General features: G+C 69.4%; 22 protein-coding genes and 1 tRNA gene. 15 read left to right on the forward strand and 8 right to left on the reverse strand.

Annotation, left to right across the window (positions count from 1 at the left end; all coding sequences use genetic code 11):
* From MKL01_RS30315 to MKL01_RS30345, 7 genes are all read left to right on the forward strand, one after another.
* Positions 1-232, forward strand: a 232-nt coding sequence (locus MKL01_RS30315) for a transketolase C-terminal domain-containing protein (RefSeq protein ID WP_279604987.1), incomplete at its 5' end; no start/stop codon positions are given.
* Positions 233-370: 138 nt separating this feature from the next.
* A complete protein-coding gene (gene hpnA / locus MKL01_RS30320) occupies positions 371-1,399 on the forward strand; it encodes a hopanoid-associated sugar epimerase (protein ID WP_243908895.1) in 1,029 nt (342 codons plus the stop codon).
* Positions 1,396-2,292, forward strand: coding sequence for a squalene synthase HpnC (gene hpnC / locus MKL01_RS30325; RefSeq protein ID WP_243908896.1), 897 nt, complete (start codon positions 1,396-1,398; stop codon positions 2,290-2,292). Before hpnA ends, hpnC begins: the two co-directional genes overlap by 4 nt.
* The gene (hpnD, locus tag MKL01_RS30330; protein WP_243908897.1) at positions 2,289-3,140 is read left to right on the forward strand and encodes a presqualene diphosphate synthase HpnD; all 852 of its coding nucleotides are present in this window, start codon (positions 2,289-2,291) and stop codon (positions 3,138-3,140) included. Before hpnC ends, hpnD begins: the two co-directional genes overlap by 4 nt.
* Positions 3,140-4,441, forward strand: coding sequence for a hydroxysqualene dehydroxylase HpnE (gene hpnE / locus MKL01_RS30335; protein WP_243908898.1), 1,302 nt, complete (start codon positions 3,140-3,142; stop codon positions 4,439-4,441). Before hpnD ends, hpnE begins: the two co-directional genes overlap by 1 nt.
* A 42-nt stretch (positions 4,442-4,483) precedes the next feature.
* Positions 4,484-6,481: a squalene--hopene cyclase gene (gene shc / locus MKL01_RS30340; protein ID WP_243908899.1), complete on the forward strand. Its 1,998-nt coding sequence runs from the start codon at positions 4,484-4,486 to the stop codon at positions 6,479-6,481.
* Between the two features lie 223 nt (positions 6,482-6,704).
* Positions 6,705-7,415 carry a phosphorylase gene (locus MKL01_RS30345; RefSeq protein ID WP_243908900.1) on the forward strand — a complete coding sequence of 237 codons (711 nt, stop codon included), beginning with the start codon at positions 6,705-6,707 and terminating at the stop codon, positions 7,413-7,415.
* Positions 7,416-7,553: 138 nt separating this feature from the next.
* On the opposite strand, the gene MKL01_RS30350 is transcribed toward MKL01_RS30345, so the two are convergent.
* The 4 genes from MKL01_RS30350 to MKL01_RS30365 all read right to left on the reverse strand — a co-directional run bounded on the left by MKL01_RS30350 (position 7,554) and on the right by MKL01_RS30365 (position 15,000).
* Positions 7,554-9,089 (reverse strand): Do family serine endopeptidase, encoded by a 1,536-nt coding sequence (locus MKL01_RS30350; protein ID WP_243908901.1) that lies wholly within the window; start codon positions 9,087-9,089, stop codon positions 7,554-7,556.
* A gap of 761 nt (positions 9,090-9,850) precedes the next feature.
* Positions 9,851-12,568 (reverse strand): valine--tRNA ligase, encoded by a 2,718-nt coding sequence (locus MKL01_RS30355; protein WP_243908902.1) that lies wholly within the window; start codon positions 12,566-12,568, stop codon positions 9,851-9,853.
* A 114-nt stretch (positions 12,569-12,682) separates the two neighbouring features.
* A complete protein-coding gene (locus tag MKL01_RS30360; RefSeq protein WP_243908903.1) occupies positions 12,683-13,192 on the reverse strand; it encodes a PopZ family protein in 510 nt (169 codons plus the stop codon).
* 197 nt (positions 13,193-13,389) lie between these two features.
* Positions 13,390-15,000 carry a TolC family outer membrane protein gene (locus tag MKL01_RS30365; RefSeq protein ID WP_313901500.1) on the reverse strand — a complete coding sequence of 537 codons (1,611 nt, stop codon included), beginning with the start codon at positions 14,998-15,000 and terminating at the stop codon, positions 13,390-13,392.
* Positions 15,001-15,550: 550 nt separating this feature from the next.
* Here MKL01_RS30365 and MKL01_RS30370 point away from each other — a divergent pair.
* Positions 15,551-16,618 carry a spore photoproduct lyase family protein gene (locus tag MKL01_RS30370; RefSeq protein ID WP_243908905.1) on the forward strand — a complete coding sequence of 356 codons (1,068 nt, stop codon included), beginning with the start codon at positions 15,551-15,553 and terminating at the stop codon, positions 16,616-16,618.
* 50 nt (positions 16,619-16,668) lie between these two features.
* Positions 16,669-17,127 carry a nucleoside deaminase gene (locus MKL01_RS30375; RefSeq protein WP_243908906.1) on the forward strand — a complete coding sequence of 153 codons (459 nt, stop codon included), beginning with the start codon at positions 16,669-16,671 and terminating at the stop codon, positions 17,125-17,127.
* 4 nt (positions 17,128-17,131) lie between these two features.
* Here MKL01_RS30375 and MKL01_RS30380 read toward each other — a convergent pair whose 3' ends face one another.
* Together MKL01_RS30380 and MKL01_RS30385 are read right to left on the reverse strand one after the other, a co-directional pair.
* Entirely contained in the window at positions 17,132-17,443 is a 312-nt protein-coding gene (locus MKL01_RS30380) for an ETC complex I subunit (RefSeq protein ID WP_243908907.1), read from the reverse strand.
* A 26-nt stretch (positions 17,444-17,469) separates the two neighbouring features.
* A tRNA-Pro gene (locus tag MKL01_RS30385) sits at positions 17,470-17,546 on the reverse strand.
* Between the two features lie 306 nt (positions 17,547-17,852).
* Here MKL01_RS30385 and MKL01_RS30390 point away from each other — a divergent pair.
* The 4 genes from MKL01_RS30390 to MKL01_RS30405 are packed head-to-tail and all read left to right on the forward strand — an operon-like array spanning position 17,853 to position 18,926.
* Entirely contained in the window at positions 17,853-18,110 is a 258-nt protein-coding gene (locus MKL01_RS30390) for a hypothetical protein (RefSeq protein ID WP_243908908.1), read from the forward strand.
* Between the two features lie 4 nt (positions 18,111-18,114).
* The gene (locus MKL01_RS30395) at positions 18,115-18,465 is read left to right on the forward strand and encodes a hypothetical protein (RefSeq protein WP_243908909.1); all 351 of its coding nucleotides are present in this window, start codon (positions 18,115-18,117) and stop codon (positions 18,463-18,465) included.
* A 2-nt stretch (positions 18,466-18,467) separates the two neighbouring features.
* A complete protein-coding gene (locus tag MKL01_RS30400) occupies positions 18,468-18,653 on the forward strand; it encodes a hypothetical protein (protein WP_243908910.1) in 186 nt (61 codons plus the stop codon).
* A gap of 9 nt (positions 18,654-18,662) precedes the next feature.
* Positions 18,663-18,926 (forward strand): hypothetical protein, encoded by a 264-nt coding sequence (locus MKL01_RS30405; RefSeq protein ID WP_243908911.1) that lies wholly within the window; start codon positions 18,663-18,665, stop codon positions 18,924-18,926.
* Between the two features lie 2 nt (positions 18,927-18,928).
* On the opposite strand, the gene MKL01_RS30410 is transcribed toward MKL01_RS30405, so the two are convergent.
* Both MKL01_RS30410 and MKL01_RS30415 read right to left on the reverse strand, forming a co-directional pair.
* A complete protein-coding gene (locus MKL01_RS30410; protein ID WP_243908971.1) occupies positions 18,929-19,126 on the reverse strand; it encodes a hypothetical protein in 198 nt (65 codons plus the stop codon).
* A gap of 143 nt (positions 19,127-19,269) precedes the next feature.
* Positions 19,270-19,653: a hypothetical protein gene (locus tag MKL01_RS30415; protein WP_243908912.1), complete on the reverse strand. Its 384-nt coding sequence runs from the start codon at positions 19,651-19,653 to the stop codon at positions 19,270-19,272.
* 265 nt (positions 19,654-19,918) lie between these two features.
* Between MKL01_RS30415 and MKL01_RS30420 the strand changes: the two genes are divergently transcribed.
* Positions 19,919-20,329, forward strand: a complete 411-nt coding sequence (locus MKL01_RS30420; protein ID WP_243908913.1) for a hypothetical protein — start codon at positions 19,919-19,921, stop codon at positions 20,327-20,329.
* 132 nt (positions 20,330-20,461) lie between these two features.
* Positions 20,462-20,731: a hypothetical protein gene (locus MKL01_RS30425; protein WP_243908914.1), complete on the forward strand. Its 270-nt coding sequence runs from the start codon at positions 20,462-20,464 to the stop codon at positions 20,729-20,731.
* The last annotated feature ends 1,112 nt before the right edge of the window (positions 20,732-21,843 follow it).

Genomic DNA, 21,843 nt, shown 5'->3' on the forward strand with positions numbered 1-21,843 from the left:
CTCGCGGGGCGGGTTCGGCGCGATGGTGCTGCACCTGCTGTCGGAGCGGGGCGCGCTGGACGCGGGGGGCGTGCGGGTTCGGACGCTGACGCTGCCGGACGCCTACCAGGACCACGACAGCCCGGAGAAGATGTACGCCGAGGCCGGGCTCGACGCCGACACCATCGTCAAAACCGCCCTGGCGACCTTGCCGGAGCGCAAGGAAGGCCGTTCGCGGCTGCGCCTGGCCTGACCTCCGACTTCGACAGGCGAGGGACGCGGGCGGGACCCCCACCGCGCCTCGCTTGCCGCTCGCCCGGTTCGGTGACACAAGCGCGGCGCGGCGGGGTTCCCCGCCCGCGCCGGCATTCCGCAACGCTTTAGATCGCTGATGGCAGAGGCCATATCCGCCGGCCCGTCCGAGGTCGGCCCCGTGCTGATCACCGGCGCGAGCGGCTTCCTCGGGTCGGCCCTGGTCGACGTGTTCCGCCGGGCCGGCTTCCCGGTGCGCATCCTCGTGCGCGCCACGAGTTCGCGCCGGAATCTGACCTGGACCGACGTGGAGATCGCCGAGGGCGACATGCGCGATCCGGCCGCCGTCGCCTCCGCCATGCGCGGCCAGCGCTACCTGATCCACGCCGCCGCCGACTACCGGCTCTGGGCACCGGACAGGGAGGAGATCGTCCGCACCAACCGCGACGGCACGCGCCTGATGATGCGCGCGGCCCTGGAGGCCGGGGTGGAGCGGGTGGTCTACACGTCGAGCGTCGCGACGATCAAACCGCCGGCGGACGGCGTGACGCCCTCCGACGAGACGATGCCGCTGACCCCGGAGACGGCCATCGGCGCCTACAAGCGCAGCAAGGTCGTGGCCGAGCGCGTGGTCGACGAGATGGTCGTCCGGGACGGCCTGCCGGCGGTGATCGTCAACCCGTCGACGCCGATCGGCCCCCGCGACGTCAAGCCGACCCCCACGGGGCGGATCATCCAGGAGGCCGCGCTCGGCAAGATGCCGGCCTTCGTGGATACCGGCCTCAACCTCGCCCATGTCGACGACGTGGCCCACGGCCATCTCCTCGCCCTCCGCAAGGGCCGGATCGGCGAGCGCTACATCCTGGGCGGCGAGGACGTGTTCCTGTCGCAGATGCTCGCCGACATCGCCGGCCTGGTCGGCCGCAAGGCCCCGACCGTGAACCTGCCGCGCGCGGCGGTCTACCCGGTGGCGTTCCTCGCGCAGCTCGCCGCCCGGGTCACCGGAAAGCAGCCCTTCGCGACCATCGACGGCATCCGCATGTCCCGCTACCGGATGTTCTTCTCGGACCGCAAGGCGCGCCTGGAACTGGGCTACACCGCGCGGCCCTACCGCGAGGGCCTGTCCGACGCGATCGCGTGGTTCCGCGAGGCGGGATATCTCCGATGAGCACCCTCGACACCGCGACCGCGGCGCGCTCCGGCAAGGGCCACCGCGACGAGAACTTTCCGGTCGCCTCGCACCTGATCCATCCGCGCCACCGCGGCGCGATCCTGGCGTTCTACGATTTCGTCCGCGCCGGCGACGACGTGGCCGACCACGCGGAGCTGTCACCCGGGCGCAAGCTCGAGCTTCTCGACCGGCTCGCCGATTCGCTGACCGGCGCCGGGACCCCGGATCCCGAGGCCGAGCCGCTCAAGCGGGAACTCGCGGCGCGCGGGTTGCCGCCGCGCCACGCGCTGGAACTCCTCGACGCCTTCCGGATGGACGCGCGCAAGAACCGCTACGCCGACTGGGACGAGCTGATCCACTATTGCCGCTACTCGGCGATGCCGGTCGGGCGCTTCGTCCTCGACGTGCACGGCGAGGATCCGGCCCGGGTGTGGGCCGCCTCCGACGCCATCTGCGCGGCGCTTCAGATCATCAATCACCTCCAGGATTGCGGGAAGGATTTCACCGGGCTCGACCGGGTCTACATCCCGCAGGACGTCCTGGACCGCCACGGCGCCACCGTGGCGATGCTGGGCGCCGCCCAGGCGCCGCCGCAGCTCAGGGCCGTGATCCGCGAACTCGCCGAGAAGTGCCGCGCGCTCCTCGACACGGGGGCTGTCCTGCCGGACCTGATCGACGACCTGCGCCTGTCCCTGGAGATCGCCGCGATCCACCGCCTCGCGGTGGTGCTGGCCAAGGGCCTGACCGAGCGCGACCCGCTCTCGGAGACGGTCCATCACGGCAAGGCCGCGTTCGCCCTCACGGCCTTGGGCGGTGTCGCCGCCACCCTGGCGCGCCGGCCCTTTCGCGGGCGGACCGTCCGGGCCGCGGCTCAAGGAGTCCGCCCGTGAGCGCCACCGCCACACCCGCCCCCGCCGGGGAGAGCGCCGCCCCGGCACTGCCCGCGGCCGGCTCCTCCTTCTACACGGCGATGCGCCTGCTGCCGAAGGATCGGCGGGAGGCGATGTACGCGGTCTACGCCTTCTGCCGCGCCGTGGACGATGTCGCCGACGACGGCGGGACGAGGGCGGTGCGGCAGGTCGAGCTCGACCGCTGGCGCGCCGACATCGACGGCCTCTATGCCGGTCGGCCGGCGCCGCGGGTGCGCGACCTGGTCGAGCCGGTGCGCCGCTTCGGCCTGAAGCGCGAGGACTTCCAGGCGGTCATCGACGGCATGGCCATGGATGCGGTCGCCGATATCGTCGCCCCCGACGCCGAGACCCTCGATCTCTACTGCGACCGCGTCGCCAGCGCGGTCGGCCGCCTGTCGGTGCGGATCTTCGGCATGCCCGAGGCGGACGGGATCCGGCTGGCCTGGCATCAGGGACGGGCGCTGCAGCTCACCAACATCCTCCGGGACATCGACGAGGACGCCGAGCGCGGGCGCCTCTACCTCCCCCGCGAGAAGCTTCGCGCGATCGGCCTCGCCGATCCGACGCCGGCCGAGGCCATCGCCCATCCGCGCATCGGCGAGGTCTGCATGTCCCTCGCCCGCGAGGCGGAGGAGCACTACCAGGCCACCTGGGAGATCATCCGGCGCAGCCCCCGCAGGGCGACCAAGGCCGCCCGCCTGATGGCGGCGGCCTATCACCTCTACCTGAAGGCGGTGATCGCCCGCGGCTGGGCGATGCCCCGGGCCCGGGTCAAGCCCGGCAAGCTCGCGCTCCTCGGCGTCGTCCTCCGGCACGGCCTGCTCTGATGGGAACGGTCCACGTCGTCGGCGCCGGCCTGGCCGGCCTGTCCGCCGCGGTCGCGCTGGTCGGGACGGGCGCCCGGGTAGTGGTTCACGAGGCCGCCAAGCAGGCGGGCGGGCGCTGCCGCTCGTACTTTGATCCGGCCCTCGGCCTGACCATCGACAACGGCAATCACCTGCTGCTCTCCGGCAACGCCGACGCCCTCGGCTTCCTCAAGACGATCGGCGCCCCCGCCGACGCGCTCGCCGGCCCGGACGCGGCGGAATTCGACTTCGCCGACCTGAAGACCGGCGAACGCTGGCGCCTGCGCCCCAACACCGGCCGGCTGCCGTGGTGGGTGATGAGCCCGGCGCGCCGTGTCCCGGGGACCCGGGCCCGCGACTATCTCGCACCGCTCGGGATCCTGCGCGCGGCCTCCGGCAAGGCCGACGGCGCGGGCGGGACCATCGGCGCCCATATGGCCTGCGAGGGTGACCTCTACCGGCGGCTCTGGCACCCGGTGCTGCTGGCCGCGCTCAACACCGAGCCCCGGGACAGCGATGTCGGGCTGGCGGCCCGGATCCTGCGCGAGACCCTGGGGGCGGGCGGCAGGGCCTGCCGGCCGCTGGTGGCCGTGGAAGGCCTGTCCTATGCCTTCGTCGACCCGGCCCTGCGCCATCTCGCGGCCCGCGGCTGCGAGATCCGCTTCGGCCGCCGGCTGCGCGGTCTCGGTCTCGCGGACGGCCGGGTGGGGCAGCTCGACTTCGCGGACGGCGCCGAGGTTCTCGGCCCGGACGACGGGGTCGTGCTGGCGCTGCCGCCCTGGGTGGCCCGCGAGGTGTTGCCCGGTCTCCTCGCGCCGATGGAATTCCGCTCCATCGTGAACGCGCATTTCGCCCTGGCGCCGAAGCCCGGCAGCCCGCTGGTGCTCGGCGTCGTCAACAGCCTGACGGAGTGGCTGTTCGCCTATCCGGACCGGTATTCCGTCACGATCAGCGGCGCCGACAGGCTGCTCGACGTATCCAGGGACGACCTCGCGCGGCAGATCTGGGCCGAGATTGCGGAGTTGTGCAACCTTGCACCGGAACTGCCCAGCTGGCAGATCGTAAAGGAGAAGCGTGCGACCTTCGCGGCGACGCCGGCGGAAGCCGCGCGGCGTCCGGGGGCCGAAACCGCCTACGATAATCTCGTCCTGGCAGGCGATTGGACTGCGACCGGCCTGCCGTCGACGATCGAGGGAGCGATTCGCTCGGGCCAGACTGCCGCGCGCGCCCTGCGCGCGGAACCTGCCGCACGCGCCGGGATCCGGACGCGCGGCGCAGCTTGAGGCATGACGTCCGCCGCGCGGCGGACGTTCGAGGCGAGGATTATGAGAGAGGCCGTAAGCAAAGTCGAGGCGCTGCAGCGCTCGAAGACGCAGGGGATCTCGCTCGACGATGTCGAGCGCGGCGTTGCGCAGGCGACGCGCGCGCTGGGCGCCCTGGCGCATGCGGACGGGCATATCTGCTTCGAGCTCGAGGCGGATGCCACGATCCCCTCCGAGTACATCCTGTTCCACCATTTCCGCGGCACGCAGGTGCCCGACGGCCTCGAGGCCAAGATCGGCCATTACCTGCGCCGGACCCAGGGCCGCCACGGCGGCTGGGCCCTCGTCCACGAGGGGCCGTTCGACATGAGCTGCACGGTCAAGGCGTATTTCGCCCTCAAGATGAGCGGCGACGACATCGAGGCGCCGCACATGCGCCGGGCCCGCGAGGCGATCCTGTCGCGCGGCGGGGCCGCCAACGCGAACGTGTTCACCCGCTTCATGCTGGCGCTCTACGGCGAGGTGCCGTGGCGGGCGGTGCCGGTGATGCCCGTCGAGGTGATGTTCCTGCCGAAGTGGTTCCCGTTCCACCTCGACAAGATCAGCTACTGGGCCCGCACCACCGTGGTACCGCTGTTCGTGCTGCAGGCGACCAAGCCCCGGGCCCGCAACCCGCGGGGCATCAGCGTGCAGGAGCTGTTCGTGACGCCGCCCGAGAGCGTGCGCTCCTGGCCGGGCTCCCCCCACGCCACGTGGCCGTGGACCCCGATCTTCGGCTTCATCGACCGGATCCTGCAGCTCGTCGAGGATCGCATGCCGCGCCGGAGCCGGCAGCGCGCCATGGAGAAGGCGCGGGCCTGGGTCAGCGAGCGGCTGAACGGCGAGGACGGGCTGGGGGCGATCTTCCCCGCCATGGTCAACTCGGTGCTGATGTACGAGGTGATGGGCTACCGGCCCGATCACCCCCAGGTCCGCGTCGCCTGCGACGCCATCGAGAAGCTCGTGGTCGAGAAGGCCGACGAGGCCTATGTCCAGCCCTGCGTCTCGCCGGTCTGGGACACGGCCCTCGCGAGCCACGCCCTCCTGGAGGCGGGCGGTCCCGAGGCCGAGGCCCGGGCCCGGGCCGGGCTCGACTGGCTGAAGCCCCGCCAGGTGCTCGACATCGTCGGCGACTGGGCGGCGCGCAAGCCGAAGGTCCGCCCCGGCGGCTGGGCGTTCCAGTACGCCAACCCCCATTATCCCGATCTCGACGACACCGCCGTGGTGGTGATGGCCATGGACAGGGCCATGCACCAGCACGGGCTGGTCGCCGGCATGCCGGACTACAAGGCCGCCATCGCCCGCGCCCGCGAATGGGTCGAGGGGCTGCAGTCCGAGGATGGCGGCTGGGCGGCGTTCGACGCCGACAACAACCACATGTACCTCAACCACATCCCGTTCTCGGATCACGGCGCGCTGCTCGATCCGCCGACCGCGGACGTGACCGCCCGGGTCGTGGGCATGCTGGCCCAGCTCGGCGAGACCCGCGAAACCTCCCGGGCGCTGGACCGCGGCGTGAACTACCTCCTGAACGACCAGGAGGAGGACGGCTCCTGGTACGGCCGCTGGGGCATGAACTTCATCTACGGGACGTGGTCGGTGCTCTGCGCCCTCAACGCCGCCGGCGTCGATCCGGCCGATCCGCGGATCCAGCGGGCGGTGTCGTGGCTGATCCGGATCCAGAATCCGGACGGCGGCTGGGGCGAGGATGCCAATTCGTACAAGATCGACCCGGCCTTCGAGGCCGGCTCGTCCACCGCTTCGCAGACCGCCTGGGCGCTCCTCGCGCTCATGGCCGCGGGTGCGGTCGACGATCCGGCCGTCACCCGGGGCATCAACTTTCTCACCCGCACGCAGGGCGCGGACGGGTTCTGGAAGGAAGAGCGCTACACCGCCACGGGCTTCCCGCGGGTGTTCTACCTGCGGTATCATGGCTACCCGAAGTTCTTCCCGCTCTGGGCGATGGCGCGCTACCGCAACCTGAAGCGTGCCAACAGCAGGCGCGTGCAGTTCGGCATGTGAAGCGTCGGGGCCGGCCGTAGGCGCCGGTTCCGCTCCGCCGGATCGCAGCGCGTTCGACCGTCCCGGTGACCGACCCGCGAGCCCCGGTATCCGACACGTGGCCTCCTCAGACAGCGACCGCGCGGGAGCGGGCGAGCCTCGCCCCCCGCAGGATCAGCCCGCGGCTGCCCCGCGGCGTTCGCGCCTGCTTGCGGACCTTGCGGGACTGGTCCACCAGCGGACCATGATCGATCCCGCAGCCCCTGTCCTCGCCGTCACCGGCCTCGCCCGCGAGCGCCGCATGGCCGCCGGGGAGGGGGTCGAGGCCGTGGGTGCCGGCGGCAACCCGCACCGGCTCCGCCAGCTCCTCGACGCGCGCGTGCCGCCCGGCTGCCGGGCGGTGATGAGTTTCGGCATCGCCGGAGGGCTCGATCCCTCGCTCAGGCCCGGCGACGTGGTGGTCGGAACCGGCGTCGTCGGGGAGGAGGGCCGGCGGGCGGCCGATCTCGATCTCTCGGCCGCGCTCCTCAACCTGCTCGCGGGTGTGGGATCCCGCGTGATCGCGGCGGATCTGGCGGGCGTCGACACGGCGGTGCTCGCCGTCGACGGCAAGACGGAGCTGCGGGCCGCGACCGGCGCGGCGGCGGTCGACATGGAATCGCACGTCGCCGCGTCGTTCGCGGGACGGCACGGACTTCCCTTCGCGGCCCTGCGGGTCATCTGCGACCCCGCCGGCCAGGCGCTGCCGGCCTTCGCCGCGGAGGCCCTCACGGCGGACGGCGAGCCCGACATCGCCGCGGTGTTCTTCGCCTTCGCCCGGGGCAGGGCCCGGCTGGGCGACCTGATGCGCCTCGCCAAGGACTCGAACGCCGCCTTCGCGGCGCTCGGCCGGTGCCGGGTCCGGCTGGGGCCCGGCCTCGGGGTTCCGGCGGTCGGGGAAGCCGCGCCGGGTTGAACAGTCCGGACGCACGCCGCTCCGTCACGACGGAGACGATCGAGCCACGAAAAAGGCGCCGGCCTGTTCGGCCGACGCCCGTCTGTGGTCACACGAGACGACGCGGGGAGAAGAACCCCGCGCCGCGAGGCGCCGGCCTCAGCCGGCCTTGTTGAGCGAGACCGCCACGAACCGGGTCTGGCCCTTGCTGCTCTTAACCCGCATCAGCACGGCCTTGCGCCCGTTCGACTCGGCCGCCCGGATCTGCGCGGCCACGTCCGAGGGGCGGGACACGCTCTGGCCGCCGACGTCGAGGATCACGTCGCCGGTCTCGATGCCCTTGGCGGCCGCCGGGCCGTCGGGATCGACCTGCACCACCGCGACGCCCTGGTCGGACAGGCCGACTTCCCCTGCCGGCGCGAGCTGCAGGCCGAGCCGCGGCTGGCCGTTGCCCGATTCGTCGTCGCCACCGCGGCTCGCCACCTTGGTGCCGTCGGTGGGCATGGTGCCGAGCGTCACCGTGGCGGTGTCGGGCTTGCCGCCGCGCAGGTAGCCCAGCTCGACCTTGGCGCCGGGCTTCATGCCGGCGATCTTGCGCGACAGCTCGCGGGCGGAGTCCACCGTGTCGCCGTTGACCTTCTCGATCACGTCGCCGGCCTTCAGGCCGGCCTTGGCGGCCGGTGTGCCGTTCTCGGCATGGTCGACGAGCGCGCCCTTGGCCTTGTCGAGGCCGAGACCCTCGGCGATGTCCTGCGTCACCGGCTGGATCTGCACGCCCAGGTAGCCGCGGGCGACCTTGCCGTCGGTCCGGAGCTGCTCGACCACCGCCTGCACGGTCTCGGCGGGGATCGCGAAGGCGAGGCCGACGCTGCCGCCCGAGGGGGACGCGATGGCGGTGTTCATGCCGACCACCTCGCCGTTGACGTTGAAGGTCGGGCCGCCGGAATTGCCCTTGTTGATCGGGGCGTCGATCTGCAGGAAGTCGTCGTAGGGGCCGGCGCCGATGTCGCGGCCCCGGGCCGAGACGATGCCGGCGGTCACGGTGCCGCCGAGGCCGAACGGATTGCCGATCGCCACCACCCAGTCGCCGACCTGCGGCGCGCTCTTGCCGAACTGGACGTAGGGGTAGCTCGAGCCCTCGTTGATCTTCAGGAGCGCGACGTCGGTCTTGGAATCCTTGCCGATGACCTTGGCGTCGAGCGTCCGGCCGTCGTCGAGGGTCACCTGCACGGTCTTGGCGTGGTCGACCACGTGGTTGTTGGTCACCACGTAGCCGTCGGCCGAGATGATGAAGCCGGAGCCGACCGCGCCGCGCGGGCCCTGGTGCTGGGGCTGCATGCCGCCGGGGCCGTTCTGGCCGAAGCGCTTGAAGAACTCGCGCAGCTGGGGCGGTACGTTCTCAAGGTTGCGCCCCTGGCCGGGCCCCTGACCCTCCTCGTCGTCACCGCTCGCCGAGTCGTCGAGCTTGACCTTCACCGAGACGACGCCCGGCTTCACCTTGTTGACGATGCCGGCGAACGAGCCCGGCGGGTGCTCGGGGGCCTCGATCGGCGACTTGGGCAGGGCCTGGGCGTAGGCCGGGGTGGCGGACGGCAGATAGCCGCTGCCGAGGGCGCCGCCGGCGATCAAAGCGGCGGCGGCCACCGAGGCGAGGGCGCGGCGCGAGGTGCGGCCGGAAGGACGGGTCTCGGTCATGGGGAGTCTCAACCTTTCGGGGATGATCGGGACGACGCCGGCTCACGCGGCGGTCGATGCGATCGGTCTAGCGGAGGGCCCCTGACCCGGTCGTGGCGGTCACATTACGGTTTGGACAGGTGGCGGCGTGGCGGCGGCGCCGGCGCGTGCGGACAGGGTTCCGTCAAAACCGAGGTCAGCCGCGCGGCTCCGGATCCGCTCACGGCCGGTGCCTCTCGTCACCCACAGGTTCGGAAAGACCAGGTAGGCTCCAGCATGGTCCGGCAGGGACCCGTAAAGCGCGATCCTGCAGGACAAGCCCAAGCCCGATGTGTGAGGCGCGCTTTGAAGACTTTATATATTTCGATCGTCCTTTTCGGATCGACTGTCGGGGCGATCGCGGCCGAACTCGATTCGGATTATCGGAGCTACATCGACGCGAAGCCCGCCGTATCCGAGCGCGCGAGATCGAAAGGCTTGAGGACGAGGCCCCACGCTGCCCAAGACGTCGACGCGCGCCGCTTCGACGAGAGGTCCGCCATCCAGAAGCCCGACCCTCTAAAGCGCGGTTTCCGAAACGAAGCCGGGATGTACGTGCCGCCCGACTATTCCACGAACCCCCGCGACGCCGGTTACGACGGCTTCGGGAGTTCGGCTGGGCCCGGCTCGTACGGCAGCGTGAGTTCACCCAATCCCTTCACCGGCCCCCTGGGTACGCGCCGGTGAAGCCTGCGCCCCGCGCGAGGCGCGTCCGGGCGAGGTCGTGAGACGCGTCGAGGCGCTCAATCCCCGCTCAGCCGGGCCAGCGCCTCCTCGATCTTGGCGAGGCGTGCCGCCTCGCTCTCCCGCCGCTCGCGGTTCTCCTCGATGATCTCCTCGGGGGCGCGGGCGACGAAGTCCGCATTGCCGAGCTTGGCGTCGATCTTCGCGATCTCGCCCTGGGCCTTGCCCTGTTCCTTCTTCAGGCGCGCGACCTCGGCGGCGAGATCGACGATGCCCTCCAGCGGCAACGCGGCGACGCTGCCCCGCACGAGCAGCTGGACCGAGTTCCTCGGCGGCGTCTCCGCAAAGGTGATCTCCGACAGCCGGGCGAGGCGCAGCAGCGTGTCCCGCCACGCCCCGACCCGAGCCTGGACCTCCGGGGCCGCACCGACCATCACGAGGGGAATCTGCGCGGCGGCCGGCACGCTCGTCTCGGACCGGGCCGAGCGGATCTGGCTGACCAGATCGACCACGAAGCCGACCTCGGCCTCGGCCCCCGCATCGGCGAGCCCGGCCAGATCCGGCCAGGCGGCCAGGGCCAGGAGGCCGCGCTCCGGAAGGGCCGCACCCTTGATCGCCCACAGCTCCTCCGTGAGGAAGGGCATGAACGGGTGCAGCAGCTTGGCGACCTGATCGATCAGGAACGCCACGCTGGCCTGCGTCTCGGCCTTGATCGCGGGATCGACGCCCTCGCCCTGCAGTACGGGCTTGGCGAGTTCGAGGTACCAGTCGCAGAAGATGTTCCACACGAAGCGGTAGGCGGCCCCGGCCGCATCGTTGAACCGGTAGCCTTCCAGCGCCGCCGTGACCTCGTCCACCGCCCGGGCCGCCTCGGTGAGCGCCCAGCGGTTGATCGCGCCCGTAGCGGCGCGCGGGTCGAAGGCCGGGTCGAGGTGGCAGCCGTTCAGCTCGGCGAAGCGCGCGGCGTTCCAGAGCTTGGTGGCGAAGTTGCGGTAGTCCCGGACCCGGTCCTCCGACAGCTTGATGTCGCGGCCCTGGACGGCGAGCGCACAGAGGGTGAAGCGCAGCGCATCCGCCCCCATCTTCTCGATCAGCTGCAGCGGATCGACGACGTTGCCCTTCGACTTCGACATCTTCGCCCCGGACGCGTCCCGCACCAGGGTGTGCAGGTAGACCGTGTCGAAGGGCGCGCGGTCGGTGAGGTGCAGGCCCATCATCATCATCCGGGCGACCCAGAAGAACAGGATGTCCTTGCCGGTCACCAGGGTGTTGGTCGGGTAGTAGCGGGCGAGGTCCGGGGTCGCGTCCGGCCAGCCGAGCGTCGAGAACGGCCACAGGGCCGAGGAGAACCACGTGTCGAGGACGTCCGCGTCGCGGGTCAGCGCGACCGGCCGGCCGTGCTTGGCCGCGGCCTGCGCCAGCGCGTCGGCTTCGCTCTCGGCGACGAAGACGCCGCCGTCCGCATCGTACCAGACCGGGATCTGGTGGCCCCACCAGAGCTGGCGCGAGATGCACCAGGGCTCGATGTTGGTGAGCCACTGGAAGAAGATCTTCTCGTAGTTCTCGGGGACGAACTTCGTCTGCCCGTCCCGCACCGCCTGGAGGGCGCGCTCGGCGAGCGGCTTGACGTTCACGTACCACTGATCGGTCAGGTACGGCTCGATGACGACGCCCGAGCGGTCGCCGTGCGGGACCGCATGGGTGTTCGGCTCGATGAGGCGAAGCCGCTCGCGCGCCTCCATCAGGGCGACCACCTCCTTGCGCGCCTGCGCCCGGTCGAGGCCGTGGAGCGCCAGGGCCTCGGGCTCGGGCGATGTCCCGTCGAGGAAGGCCGCATTGCCGTCGAGCAGCATCCGTCCCTCGGGATCGAGGACGTTGATCAGGCCGAGCCCGTGGCGCCGGCCGACATCGAAGTCGTTGAAGTCGTGCGCCGGCGTGATCTTGACCGCGCCCGTGCCCTTCTCGGGGTCGGAATACTCATCGGCCACGATCGGGATCAGGCGGCCGACCAGGGGCAGTCGGACGCGCTTGCCGACCAGCGCCGTGTAGCGCGCGTCCTCGGGATGGACCGCGACGCCGGTATCGCCCAGCATCGTCTCCGGCCGGGTGGTCGCCACCGTGATGATGTCGCCGGTCTCGTTGCCGGCCTCGTCCACGACCGGGTAGTCGAAGTGCCAGAGGTGGCCCTTCGTCTCGATCTGCTGGACCTCCAGGTCCGAGATCGCCGTCTGGAACTTCGGGTCCCAGTTCACAAGCCGCTTGTCGCGGTAGATCAGGCCCTGCCGGTGCAGGTCCACGAAGGTCTTGAGCACGGCGCGGCTCAGGCCCTCGTCCATGGTGAAGCGCTCCCGCGACCAGTCGCAGGAGGCGCCGAGCCGCTTCAGCTGGTTGACGATCGCGCCGCCGGATTCCGCCTTCCAGGCCCAGACCTTCTCGACGAAGGCGGCGCGGCCGATCTCCCGGCGTCCGGGCTCGCCGGCCTGCGCCATGCGGCGCTCGACCACCATCTGGGTGGCGATGCCGGCGTGGTCGGTCCCGGGCTGCCAGAGGACGTCCCGGCCGCGCATCCGCTCGAAGCGGCAGAGCACGTCCTGCATGGTGTTGTTGAGGGCGTGGCCCATGTGCAGCGAGCCCGTCACGTTCGGCGGCGGGATCACGATGCAGTAGGGGGATGCGCCGGCGCGCTCGGGCCGGCCGGCGCGGAAGGCGTCCGCCTCCGCCCAGGCGGCGGAGATCCGCGCCTCGACCGAGGCGGGCTCGAAGGTCTTGTCCATCATTGCGGATACGGGCCGGCGCTTGTCCAACGGGGGGTTGGACCCGCTTTCGACCGTCGGGCCGCTCCCGTCAACACGCACGGGACGCACGCCGGGCCGCCGCTCCCGGGACGCGGCTCAGCGGCCGCGCGAGACCCGCTCGATCTCGGCGCGCACCAGCCGCTCGACCACCGTCGGCAGGTTGTCGTCGAGCCAGGATTTCAGCATCGGCCGGAGCATCTCCTTGACGAGATCCTCCAGGGTCCGGGCGTTCTGGGTCAGCACGGTATGGGCCAGCAGATTGAACGCGCCGCTGACGCTGGCATCGGTCGCCGGCGACACCAGGGCCTCGGGCTCCGGCTCGGCCCGCGCGGCCTGGAACATCGGCTGCGACGGCTTCGGCGGGGGCGGCGGCTCCGGGAGCGGCTCGGGTTCCGGCTCCCGCGCCATCGGAGCCGGTTCGTCGAAATCGATCGCGTCGAAATCGAGCAGCTCGGGCTCCGGCGCGGCGGCGCGCGGGCGCACCACCGGCTCGGCGACCTCGGCGAGATCGAGCACGTCCTCGGGCTCGGGGGCGACCGCCTCGGCCGGCTTGGTGGCCTGATCGTCGGCGATGATCTTCCGGATCGACGCGAGGATCTCTTCCATCGAAGGCTCGTGCGCCTTATCGGCAGCCTTGTCCTGGAATTTCGTGTCCGGGATCTTGGGGCTTGCTGCACTCATCGGCAGGCGCACTCGGGCATGGGAGATTGGAAAGCGACCCGAACGGGTCGGTGTTTAACCAGTATTCCATGCCGTTTCGCTGCGGCAAGCGCGTCCACACCACACTCCCCGTGGAAATGGCCTCAGCGCCCGTCCGGCGTGCGCAGGCCGTACCACAGGTCCTTGACCTGATCGTAGTGGACCTTGGCGCTGTAGTACTCCACCGGCAGCGCCGTGAAGCGCGCGGTCAGCTGCCCGATCGCCTGGACCACGCCGTAGGAGTAGATCACCCGGTCGCGCTGCGCGACGATCAGGTTCACGCGGGAGGTGAGCAGCTCCTGCTGCGCGTTGAGCACGTCCAGGGTGGTGCGCTGGCCGACGCGGGCTTCCTCGCGCACGCCGTTCAGCGCCACCTCGTTCGCCTGGACCTGTGCCTGGGCCGCGATGACCTGCGCCTTGGCGGCCTCCAGCCGGCCCCAGAAATCGACGATCTGCGCCCGCACCTGATCGCGCACTTGATCGACTTGGATCCGGGTCTGTCCGACCGACTCCTTGGCCTGCCGGATCGACGCGTAGGTCTGGCCGCCCTCGTAGATCGGGATGCTCAGGCGGCCGCCGACGAACCCGATGAAGAAGCTCTGGTTCGGGCCGCTCTGATCGTAATACTGGGTCAGGGTGCCGGACACGCTCAGGTTCGGCGCCAGGCCGCCTTCCAGCACCTTCACCTGCGCCTCGGCCGCGTCCACGGCGTGGAGCGCCGAGACGATCTGAGGATGCTCGCGCAGCCCGACCGCGATGGCCGCGTCCAGGCTCGCCGGAACGAAGCGGTCCAGGGGCCGGCCGGGCGCGAGCTGGCGCGGTTCGACGCCGATGTTCTGCCGGTAGATGCCGATGCTCGTGCGCAGGGCCGATTCGGCCGCGCTGACCTGCGAACGCGCCCCAGCGAGACGGGCCTCCGCCTGCGCGACGTCCGTCCGCGTCACCTCACCGACGTTGAAGCGATCGCGGGTCTGGCGGAGCTGCTCCTCAAGGACCTCGACGTTGTTGCGGTTCAGCTCCAGCGTGGCCGTGTTGCTGAGCACGTTCATGTAGGCCTGAACGGCGTTGTAGAGGACCGTCAGCTCCGTGTAGCGCATCGTCTCCCGTTGACTGTAGACGATCGACTCGGCGCGCCGGGTCAGGTTGTCCGTCTGGAAGCCGTTGAAGATCGTCTGCGAGACGCTCAGGCCGGCGCTGCCCGGAAGGTAGGTCGACGCCACCGTGCGTCTCGACGTGATCGTCTGCGCGGTCGCCGCGTTCGTGGCCCCCGAGCCGATAGACCCGCCCGCGCCGGAACCGGCGCTCCCCGTCGACGTGCCAATGGTGCCCAGGCTGCCGTTGCTGCCGACGCCGACCCCCGTGGTGGTCCCGAGGCCGGCCGAAGTCCCGGTCGAGGTCCCGAGCGCGCTGCCCGTATTGGCGGTGCTCGCCAGGGCCGTCGCGGCCGTCGAGGTCGCCGCGCCGGTGGCCGCGGAGCTGCCGGTGGAGACGGTGTTGCTGCCGCTGGTCTCGAGATACTGGACGCCGAGCGCGGCGGTGAGATTGACGTTCGGCCTGTAGCCCGATTGCGCGATCGCGACGTTCTCGTCGGTCGCGCGCACGCCGGCACGGCTGGCGTTGAGGGTCGGATTGCCCTGATAGGCCTTCGCGAGGGCGCTTTCCAACGTCTCGGCGGTGGCGGGTGCCGCTGCCAAGATCGCGAGTCCCGATGCCACCGTCCCGACCACTCGGAGCGTTGGGCGACTCGCTGGCGGACGTCGTGTCACGATGAACAAACCCTAGCGGCCTCTTCCGATCCGGATGTCTGCGACGAAAACGGCCAAGGTAAGCCGCTCCGTTGGGATCCGATCAAGCCCACCCCACCGTCACGCTTACCGCAAATCGTCCGCCTTGGCTCGCGTCTGCTGGTCGATGACGAAGGAATGTCCGGTGTTGGGGCTTTATGGTGACACATTCCGGACCGGGCGCGCCGCGTTGGCCGCGACCGCCTCGAGCGGTCTGGAGCGGGCGGCCGCGCACCCGCGGCGCGCCCGGTCGAACCGTCGCCGGGCGCGGGGTCGCGGCACGGCCGTGCCGCCCCGAAGCGCGGCCCGCGGGCCCGCGCCGCGCCCGACCGCGTCGCGGTGGGCCGCCGCTCCAAGCGCGGCGCCGATCCGGTCGCGCAGGCCCCGATTTCCTCGGCGGGACGCGGGGTCGCAAGCCGTTCCGAAGCCGAGCCCGAATACCATATTCGTCCCGGGGCCGCCGCCGGCCGCTGGAACCGCCATGGCCCTGACCCGCGATCTCCTCGACATCCGGACGATCTATCACGAGCCGACGGTCGGCGACTTCGCCCTCGGCCGGGAGATCCTGGGGCGCTTCCCAGAGGCCGCCCGCATCGGCGTGCCGTCGCACTGGAACATTCCGGACCTGCACGGGAACGCGGGATCCGTGGAGGATTGGGTCCGGATCAAGCGCTCGACCCTGGTCCTCGGGGTCAAGAAGAGCCTGACGATGCGCCCGAACGGGCGCAGCGCCCATTTCATCGCCCCCTCGACCTCCAACGGCTGCGCCATGGCCTGCGCCTATTGCTACGTGCCGCGCCGCAAGGGTTTCGCCAACCCGATCTCGCTGTTCGTGAACGTCGAGCAGGCCTGCGCGGCCATCAGCCGGCATGCCGGGCGGCAGGGCCGCCTCCCGGAGCCCGACGCGATCGACCCGGCCTGCTGGATCTACGACATCGGCGAGAACGGCGACCTGTCGGTGGACGCGGCCGTGAGCAGCGGTGTGCAGACCCTGGTCGCGCTGTTCCGGTCCCTGCCGAACGCGAAGGCGTCGTTCGCCACCAAGGCGGTGAACCGCGATCTCCTCGCCTACGACCCGCAGGGCAAGACCCGGATCCGGTTCTCCTTGATGCCCGCGCGGGTCGCCAAGATCGTCGATGTGCGCACCGCTCCGATCCCGGACCGGATCGCCGCCATCGACGACTTCGTCGCCGCCGGCTACGAGGTCCACGCCAATTTCTCGCCGGTGATCCTGTACGAGGGCTGGGAGGCGGACTGGCGCGCCCTCTTCGCCGAGATCGACGGCACCCTCTCGGACGCCGCCAAGGCGCAGCTCAAGTGCGAGATCATCATGCTGACCCACAATGCGGATCTGCATGCCGTGAACCTCGGCTGGCATCCCCGGGCCGAGGATCTCCTCTGGCGGCCGGACATCCAGGAGGCGAAGATCTCGGAAGGCGGCGGCGCCAACCTGCGCTACCGGGCCGGCTGGAAGGGCCGATGGCTCGCCCGGTTCAAGGCCCTGCTCGCCGAAGCCATGCCCTACTGCACGGTGCGCTACGCCTTCTGAACGTCCGATGTTCCCCGGCTCCGCAGCGCGGGCGCGAGAGGATCGTATCCATGACACCGCATGAGGCTTACATCCGGGAGGCCGTGGCCCTCGCCGAGGCGAATGTCGCGTCCGGGGGAGCACCCTACGGCGCGGTGATCGTGCGCGACGGCGCCGTCCTCGTCCGTGCGGCGAACACGGTGCACGCCACGAACGATCCGAGCGCCCATGCCGAGATGGTGGCGTTGCGCGAGGCGAGCCGCCTCCTCGGCCGTCGGGACCTGTCCGATTGCGTGATGTACGCGAGCGGACGCCCCTGTCCCATGTGCCACGCCGCGATGCGCCTCGCCGGCTTCAAGCAGGGCTACTTCGCCTTCTCGGCGGAGGAGGCCGAGCGGCACGGCGCCGGCAGCGCGGGGATCTATGCCGAGCTCTGCCTGCCCCTCGACGCGCAGCCGATGCGGCTGAGTCATATCCGACCTGAAGGCGAGGCGCCCTACGCGGCCTGGGCGGCCCGCCGGAAGACCTGACGGATCAGTGGGTCCAGGGCGCGGTGCGGTTGAACTTGAAGTTGTCCGAATACGAGAGGCCCTTGCGCGCGGCCGGCTTCGCCGGCTGCTCGACCCGGTAGGCGATGCCTTCGCGCTTCGCGTAGGCCACCGCCTCCGCCTCCGTGTCGAATTCGAGCCGCACCTGCTGCATCATGTCGGACGACCCGTTCCATCCCATCAGCGGGTCGATCTCCCGCGGGCTGGTCTGATCGAATTCCAGGATCCATTGCTTGGTCCGGGCGAGGCCTGACTGCGTGGCATCGCGGGACGGACGAAAGATGCGGGCGCTCGGCATCTGCGGTCGACAAGCTCCTGAACGAATGGTCGGGGCGATAGGATTCGAACCTACGACCCCCTGGTCCCAAACCAGGTGCGCTACCAGACTGCGCCACACCCCGACTGCCCCATAGGGCTCGGGATCCTTAGCTTTTTTCCGCCCGACGCGGCAAGCCCGCGTCGGTACAGATGCGGAATAGCCGCGGATTTTGCGGCCGTCGGGACACAGAGTCCCACGGAAGTCCCACGCGGCGTTCTTATGCCGTTCCGGCGTGGGCACCGGTCGCCAGCCGGTTGCTCGGGATGCCGGCGTGACAGGCCGGCGGATGTGCTGCTAGTTCAACGCGCCGTCAGACTTTCGGCTTCCGAAAACCCCTTCGGCGGCAAGCAGGAGTTTGACGGTCTCAGGTGTCGATCGACGGTACGTGATGGCCACCGACCCGACCGTCTCCGATCTGCGCCGGACCGCCGACATCTCCGACGGCGAGATCACCGCGGCCGTGGATGCGGTGCTGGCCAATCTCGCGACCGAGGCCTATCCGCTGGCGAAGGGTTGGACCCTCGACCTGGTCGCGGCGATCGCCGCGCACAAAGCCTCCCAGGACGCGCTCCTCACCGACCGGGACGCCTACCGGCGCAACATGGTCCGGACCGCAATCCTGCTGGCACATCCGGTGAAGGGGTGAGGCGATGGCCGACGAACCCACCCCGCTCATGGGCCCCTACGAGGCCCTTCGGGTCATCGAGGTGTATGTCAGCGTGGGCTTAGCGTCCGACAATCCCCGCGCCTACGACCTGGTCCTGCGCGAGATCCAGAACGTGCTGGCCGCCACGCTAGGCATGAGCGAACCCGACCCGAACCACGAGATGATCGCCGCTCGCCTGACGCGCTTGGTGAATGAGTTCGCGCAGGGTCTCGGCCTGAGCGAAAAGACCACCTGGCAGATCGTGGACCAGGTGATCGCAGACTTCCCGGGGGCCGCTGAGGAGAAGCTGCTGGCGGAGGCTCGCGACTGGATGGTGCTCGCGGCTTCGAGGTAGCGATGCTCGGCGAGTTCGATCCAATGAGTGAGGTGGTCGAGGCGCTGCGTGCTCTGGGCCATACCGTCGTGCCCAACGCAGATTTCGACCGCTGGCAGGTGGACGAGGGCGAGTGGCTCACGTCGGGCGATCTGCTGTCCCTGGCAATCCGGCTCGGCCTGTTGGACTCGCCCTGGATGCTTCAATAGCTCGGCGTCATGCCCACCGAACCGAAGGCCCCGGTCCGCGGCCGTCAGCTCGAAGCCCTCCGCGCCTGCCTGCTCTACCCCCGGGGTCTGCGGCACGAGGCCTACCCGTCCGCCATGCCGACGCTGAAGAAGCTCGGGCTCGTGGTGTCGCGGCCGGCGCTGGGGCCGGGGCGCAAGATCCCGGCGTGGTTCATCACGCAGGAAGGGCGCGACCACCTCGCGGAAATTGAAGCCAGCAAGCCGGCCACGCGGTCACGGAGGACGCCGGCGTAGGCCTAGATCAGGCCGCTTCCCGGTCCACCCGTGAGCGACCGGCCGGCCCGGGAGACGAGCTTCGCGAAGGCCAGCGCGGCGGCCGAAGCCTGCGTCTCGGATGGGAAGGTCCGGTCCGATTCGATGACCGTCATATCGGTGGCGTCGAGCAGCACCCAGGTCCAGAGGTGGTTGCCGGTCGGACGGATCTTGAAGTGCATCGCCGGCTTGGTGCGCAAGTGGACACACCCGCACGATGCCTGGCGAAAAGTCTCGACGGGTTAATGGGTTGGCCGATGCAACATCCTGCGACGGCTAACTTCGAAGTTGTGCCCGTCATCCCCGCTGATCACACCAAAAATCGTCAGCGCTTGGCGGCGAACTCCCAGATCGGGATGCCCCATTCCTGGCCGGCCCCGTTGCGATAGGCGGATGTCCGCTCGAACAGGACGCGGTTTGCCTCGACGCCAAGGGCCGGGCTGGCGCCGACCATCAGGGCGCCGCAGTAGTCGACCCGGATCGTGCCGTGCTGCGGGTGGACCCCGAACAGCTGCGGTGCGGTCCAGCCGAGCCGGTGCGCCTCGGCGCCGAACTGGTCGCAGAAGGCCAGCGCGTTCTTGCGGATCGCGCCCCACTTCGCCGGCGCGAGGTATCGGCACGGCGAGGCGTGCTCGGACAGGCGTTCGATCTGGTCGCGCCAGGAGGCGACGACGGGCGGGAGGTCGGCGGGGGCGGGGGCGGCTGACATGCCGGCCGCGGTACGCACCTGAGGTTAATAAAAGCTGGACCGGGCGCTTGTGACAGCGGCCCGGCCCGGTCATCCTCGGAGATGCGAAGCTACCGATGGATGATGCAATGATCGGATTTTTCTATTGGAATGTGAAGCCTAGTAGGCTCCATCGCGACCGCGCTGAGCCAATTCACTTTGTCTCCAGCGCCGCCAAGAACGCACACTTACAGCGACGGACGTTGCGATCGTCCCAAGCCCCAGAAGCATCACGAGGAAGATGCTGATGAGGTTGAAGATGTCCATGCCGACCATCTCCTCTCCTCTCGCGAATTTCCTCTTCGATCTGGCCAACGTTGTGCTCAGCGTGGGCGCTGCGGCGGTCCTGCTGGGCACCTTGGGCGTCGTTTGGATGGGCTCAGTCAAAGAAAGGTACAGCGACGAGCGCATTGCCGCAAACGAAGCCAAAACAGCCGGCGCAAATGCCGCTGCGGAACAAGCGCGGCAAGGAGCCTCTCAAGCTGATGAGCGTGCCGGCGAAGCCAACAAGGAAGCCGCCCGTGCCAACGAGCGCGCTGGCCAGCTTGAGAAGGAGGCTGCTGAAGCGCGAGAGCGAGCCGCAATGATGGAAGCAAGAGTTGGTGAGCTAAATTTGGAAATCGCCCGTATCAAAGCGCCAAGAACGCTCGACCAATAGAAAAAAACATCTATTGCTTCCTGGGCGCAGGCATACCTTGGAACAAGATTTGATCTTGCTTACACTTACGGTGACCCTGAAACGGAAGATCTTATCTTATCAATCGGTGGCGCGTTGATCGGCGGACAGTGGGTGATGGAGGATTTTAGCGGCAATACAATGCGCTACAAGGCCGGAAATGGAAAATATGTAGGCACTACTTCGTCTAAAAATGTAGTTATAATAATTCATTCTTCATCAGTTGAAAAATTGAAGCTTCCGGCTGAGGCGCTAACGCAAGCCCTCAATGCTCACGGCATCAAAACTTCTTTGGAGATCGATGACTGGAAAGATCTTGCTGAAGGGGGAACCAGCCTAGACAAAGGCGTCATTCATATTATGGCGGGCCGGAAAATCGATTGAAGACCTGCTGAAGCAGAGCATCGGCTCGTTGCTCCTCGCTCGGCCCCGCCCCGATCTGCTCACAGGGCGGGGGAGCGTCACGGCTCCTGGCGGGGCCTCTGTCGGACGCTACACTGGCGAACGATGCACAAGCTCGCTCCCGGCAGCCTCTACCGGCTCCAGACCCTCGCCCTGACCGGAGCCCAATTCTATCAGGTCTCCGTCTACATGCGGCGCTTGGAGGTGCTGGGTCTGGTCGCAGCCACTGGGCGGACGGTTCCAGAGCGAGACAGCGCCGAGTACGAAATCACAGATGCGGGCCGAGCCGAGCTGGAAGAGCGCTATGGGTCAGCATCAACAAAGCCTGTTGGGAGCTGAGCCTACTGCGCTCACACCCCCAAGCCTGCCCGCTGTTAGCCGCCATCGCTCACCAACGTGTGAGCCGAGCCGATACGCAACGCTCTACACAGCTACGCCGTTGAACGCATCGCCCGGAACATCCAAAAGGCCAACGTCGCGCCATGCGAATAGTCCTCGCCGCCCTCGCACTCTTCGTAGCTACAGGAGGGCTAAACGCTGCAGAACAGTTGCCGACGTTCAAGCAGAATACGCCCTATTCCGACGCTCGCGCTTTTCTCCTCAAGCTCGGATGGCAACCTGTGCCAGTGCCAGCAGCCAGCAAAAAATGCGATCAGCGCCAAAGTATCTGCGACGCCTATCCGGAGGCCGAGAGTTGCGCGCCTTTTGGGGTAGTAACTTGCTCGATGCTCTGGATGCACGGCGAACAAATTATCCGTGTGTCGACGATCGGCGACAACAACATCATGGTCCGAACCACGTCATGCCGGTCCGGCTGTTAGCTGTACCGATCAAGGAAAAGCCCGCGCCGGCGAACCGGGCGGGCTTTTATGCGACTGCGGCGGCGAGGCCGCACCGGCGTACCGGGACGATGCTGCTCTGCCGTCGCTCGACCCACGGTCGATCGCTCGCCTGAACATGCAGCGCAATGGTTAAGAGGAAATTGTCGGGGTCCTGCGGCACACGACGAAAAAGCCCGCTGCGGCGTTGGACCGGGCGGGCTCTCAACCTCGGATCAACGTGTCACCGCGGGATCCGCGGTCGCGACGGCGCCA

The sequence above is a fragment of the Methylobacterium sp. J-070 genome, assembly GCF_022829385.1.
In the GTDB taxonomy this organism is placed as follows: domain Bacteria; phylum Pseudomonadota; class Alphaproteobacteria; order Rhizobiales; family Beijerinckiaceae; genus Methylobacterium.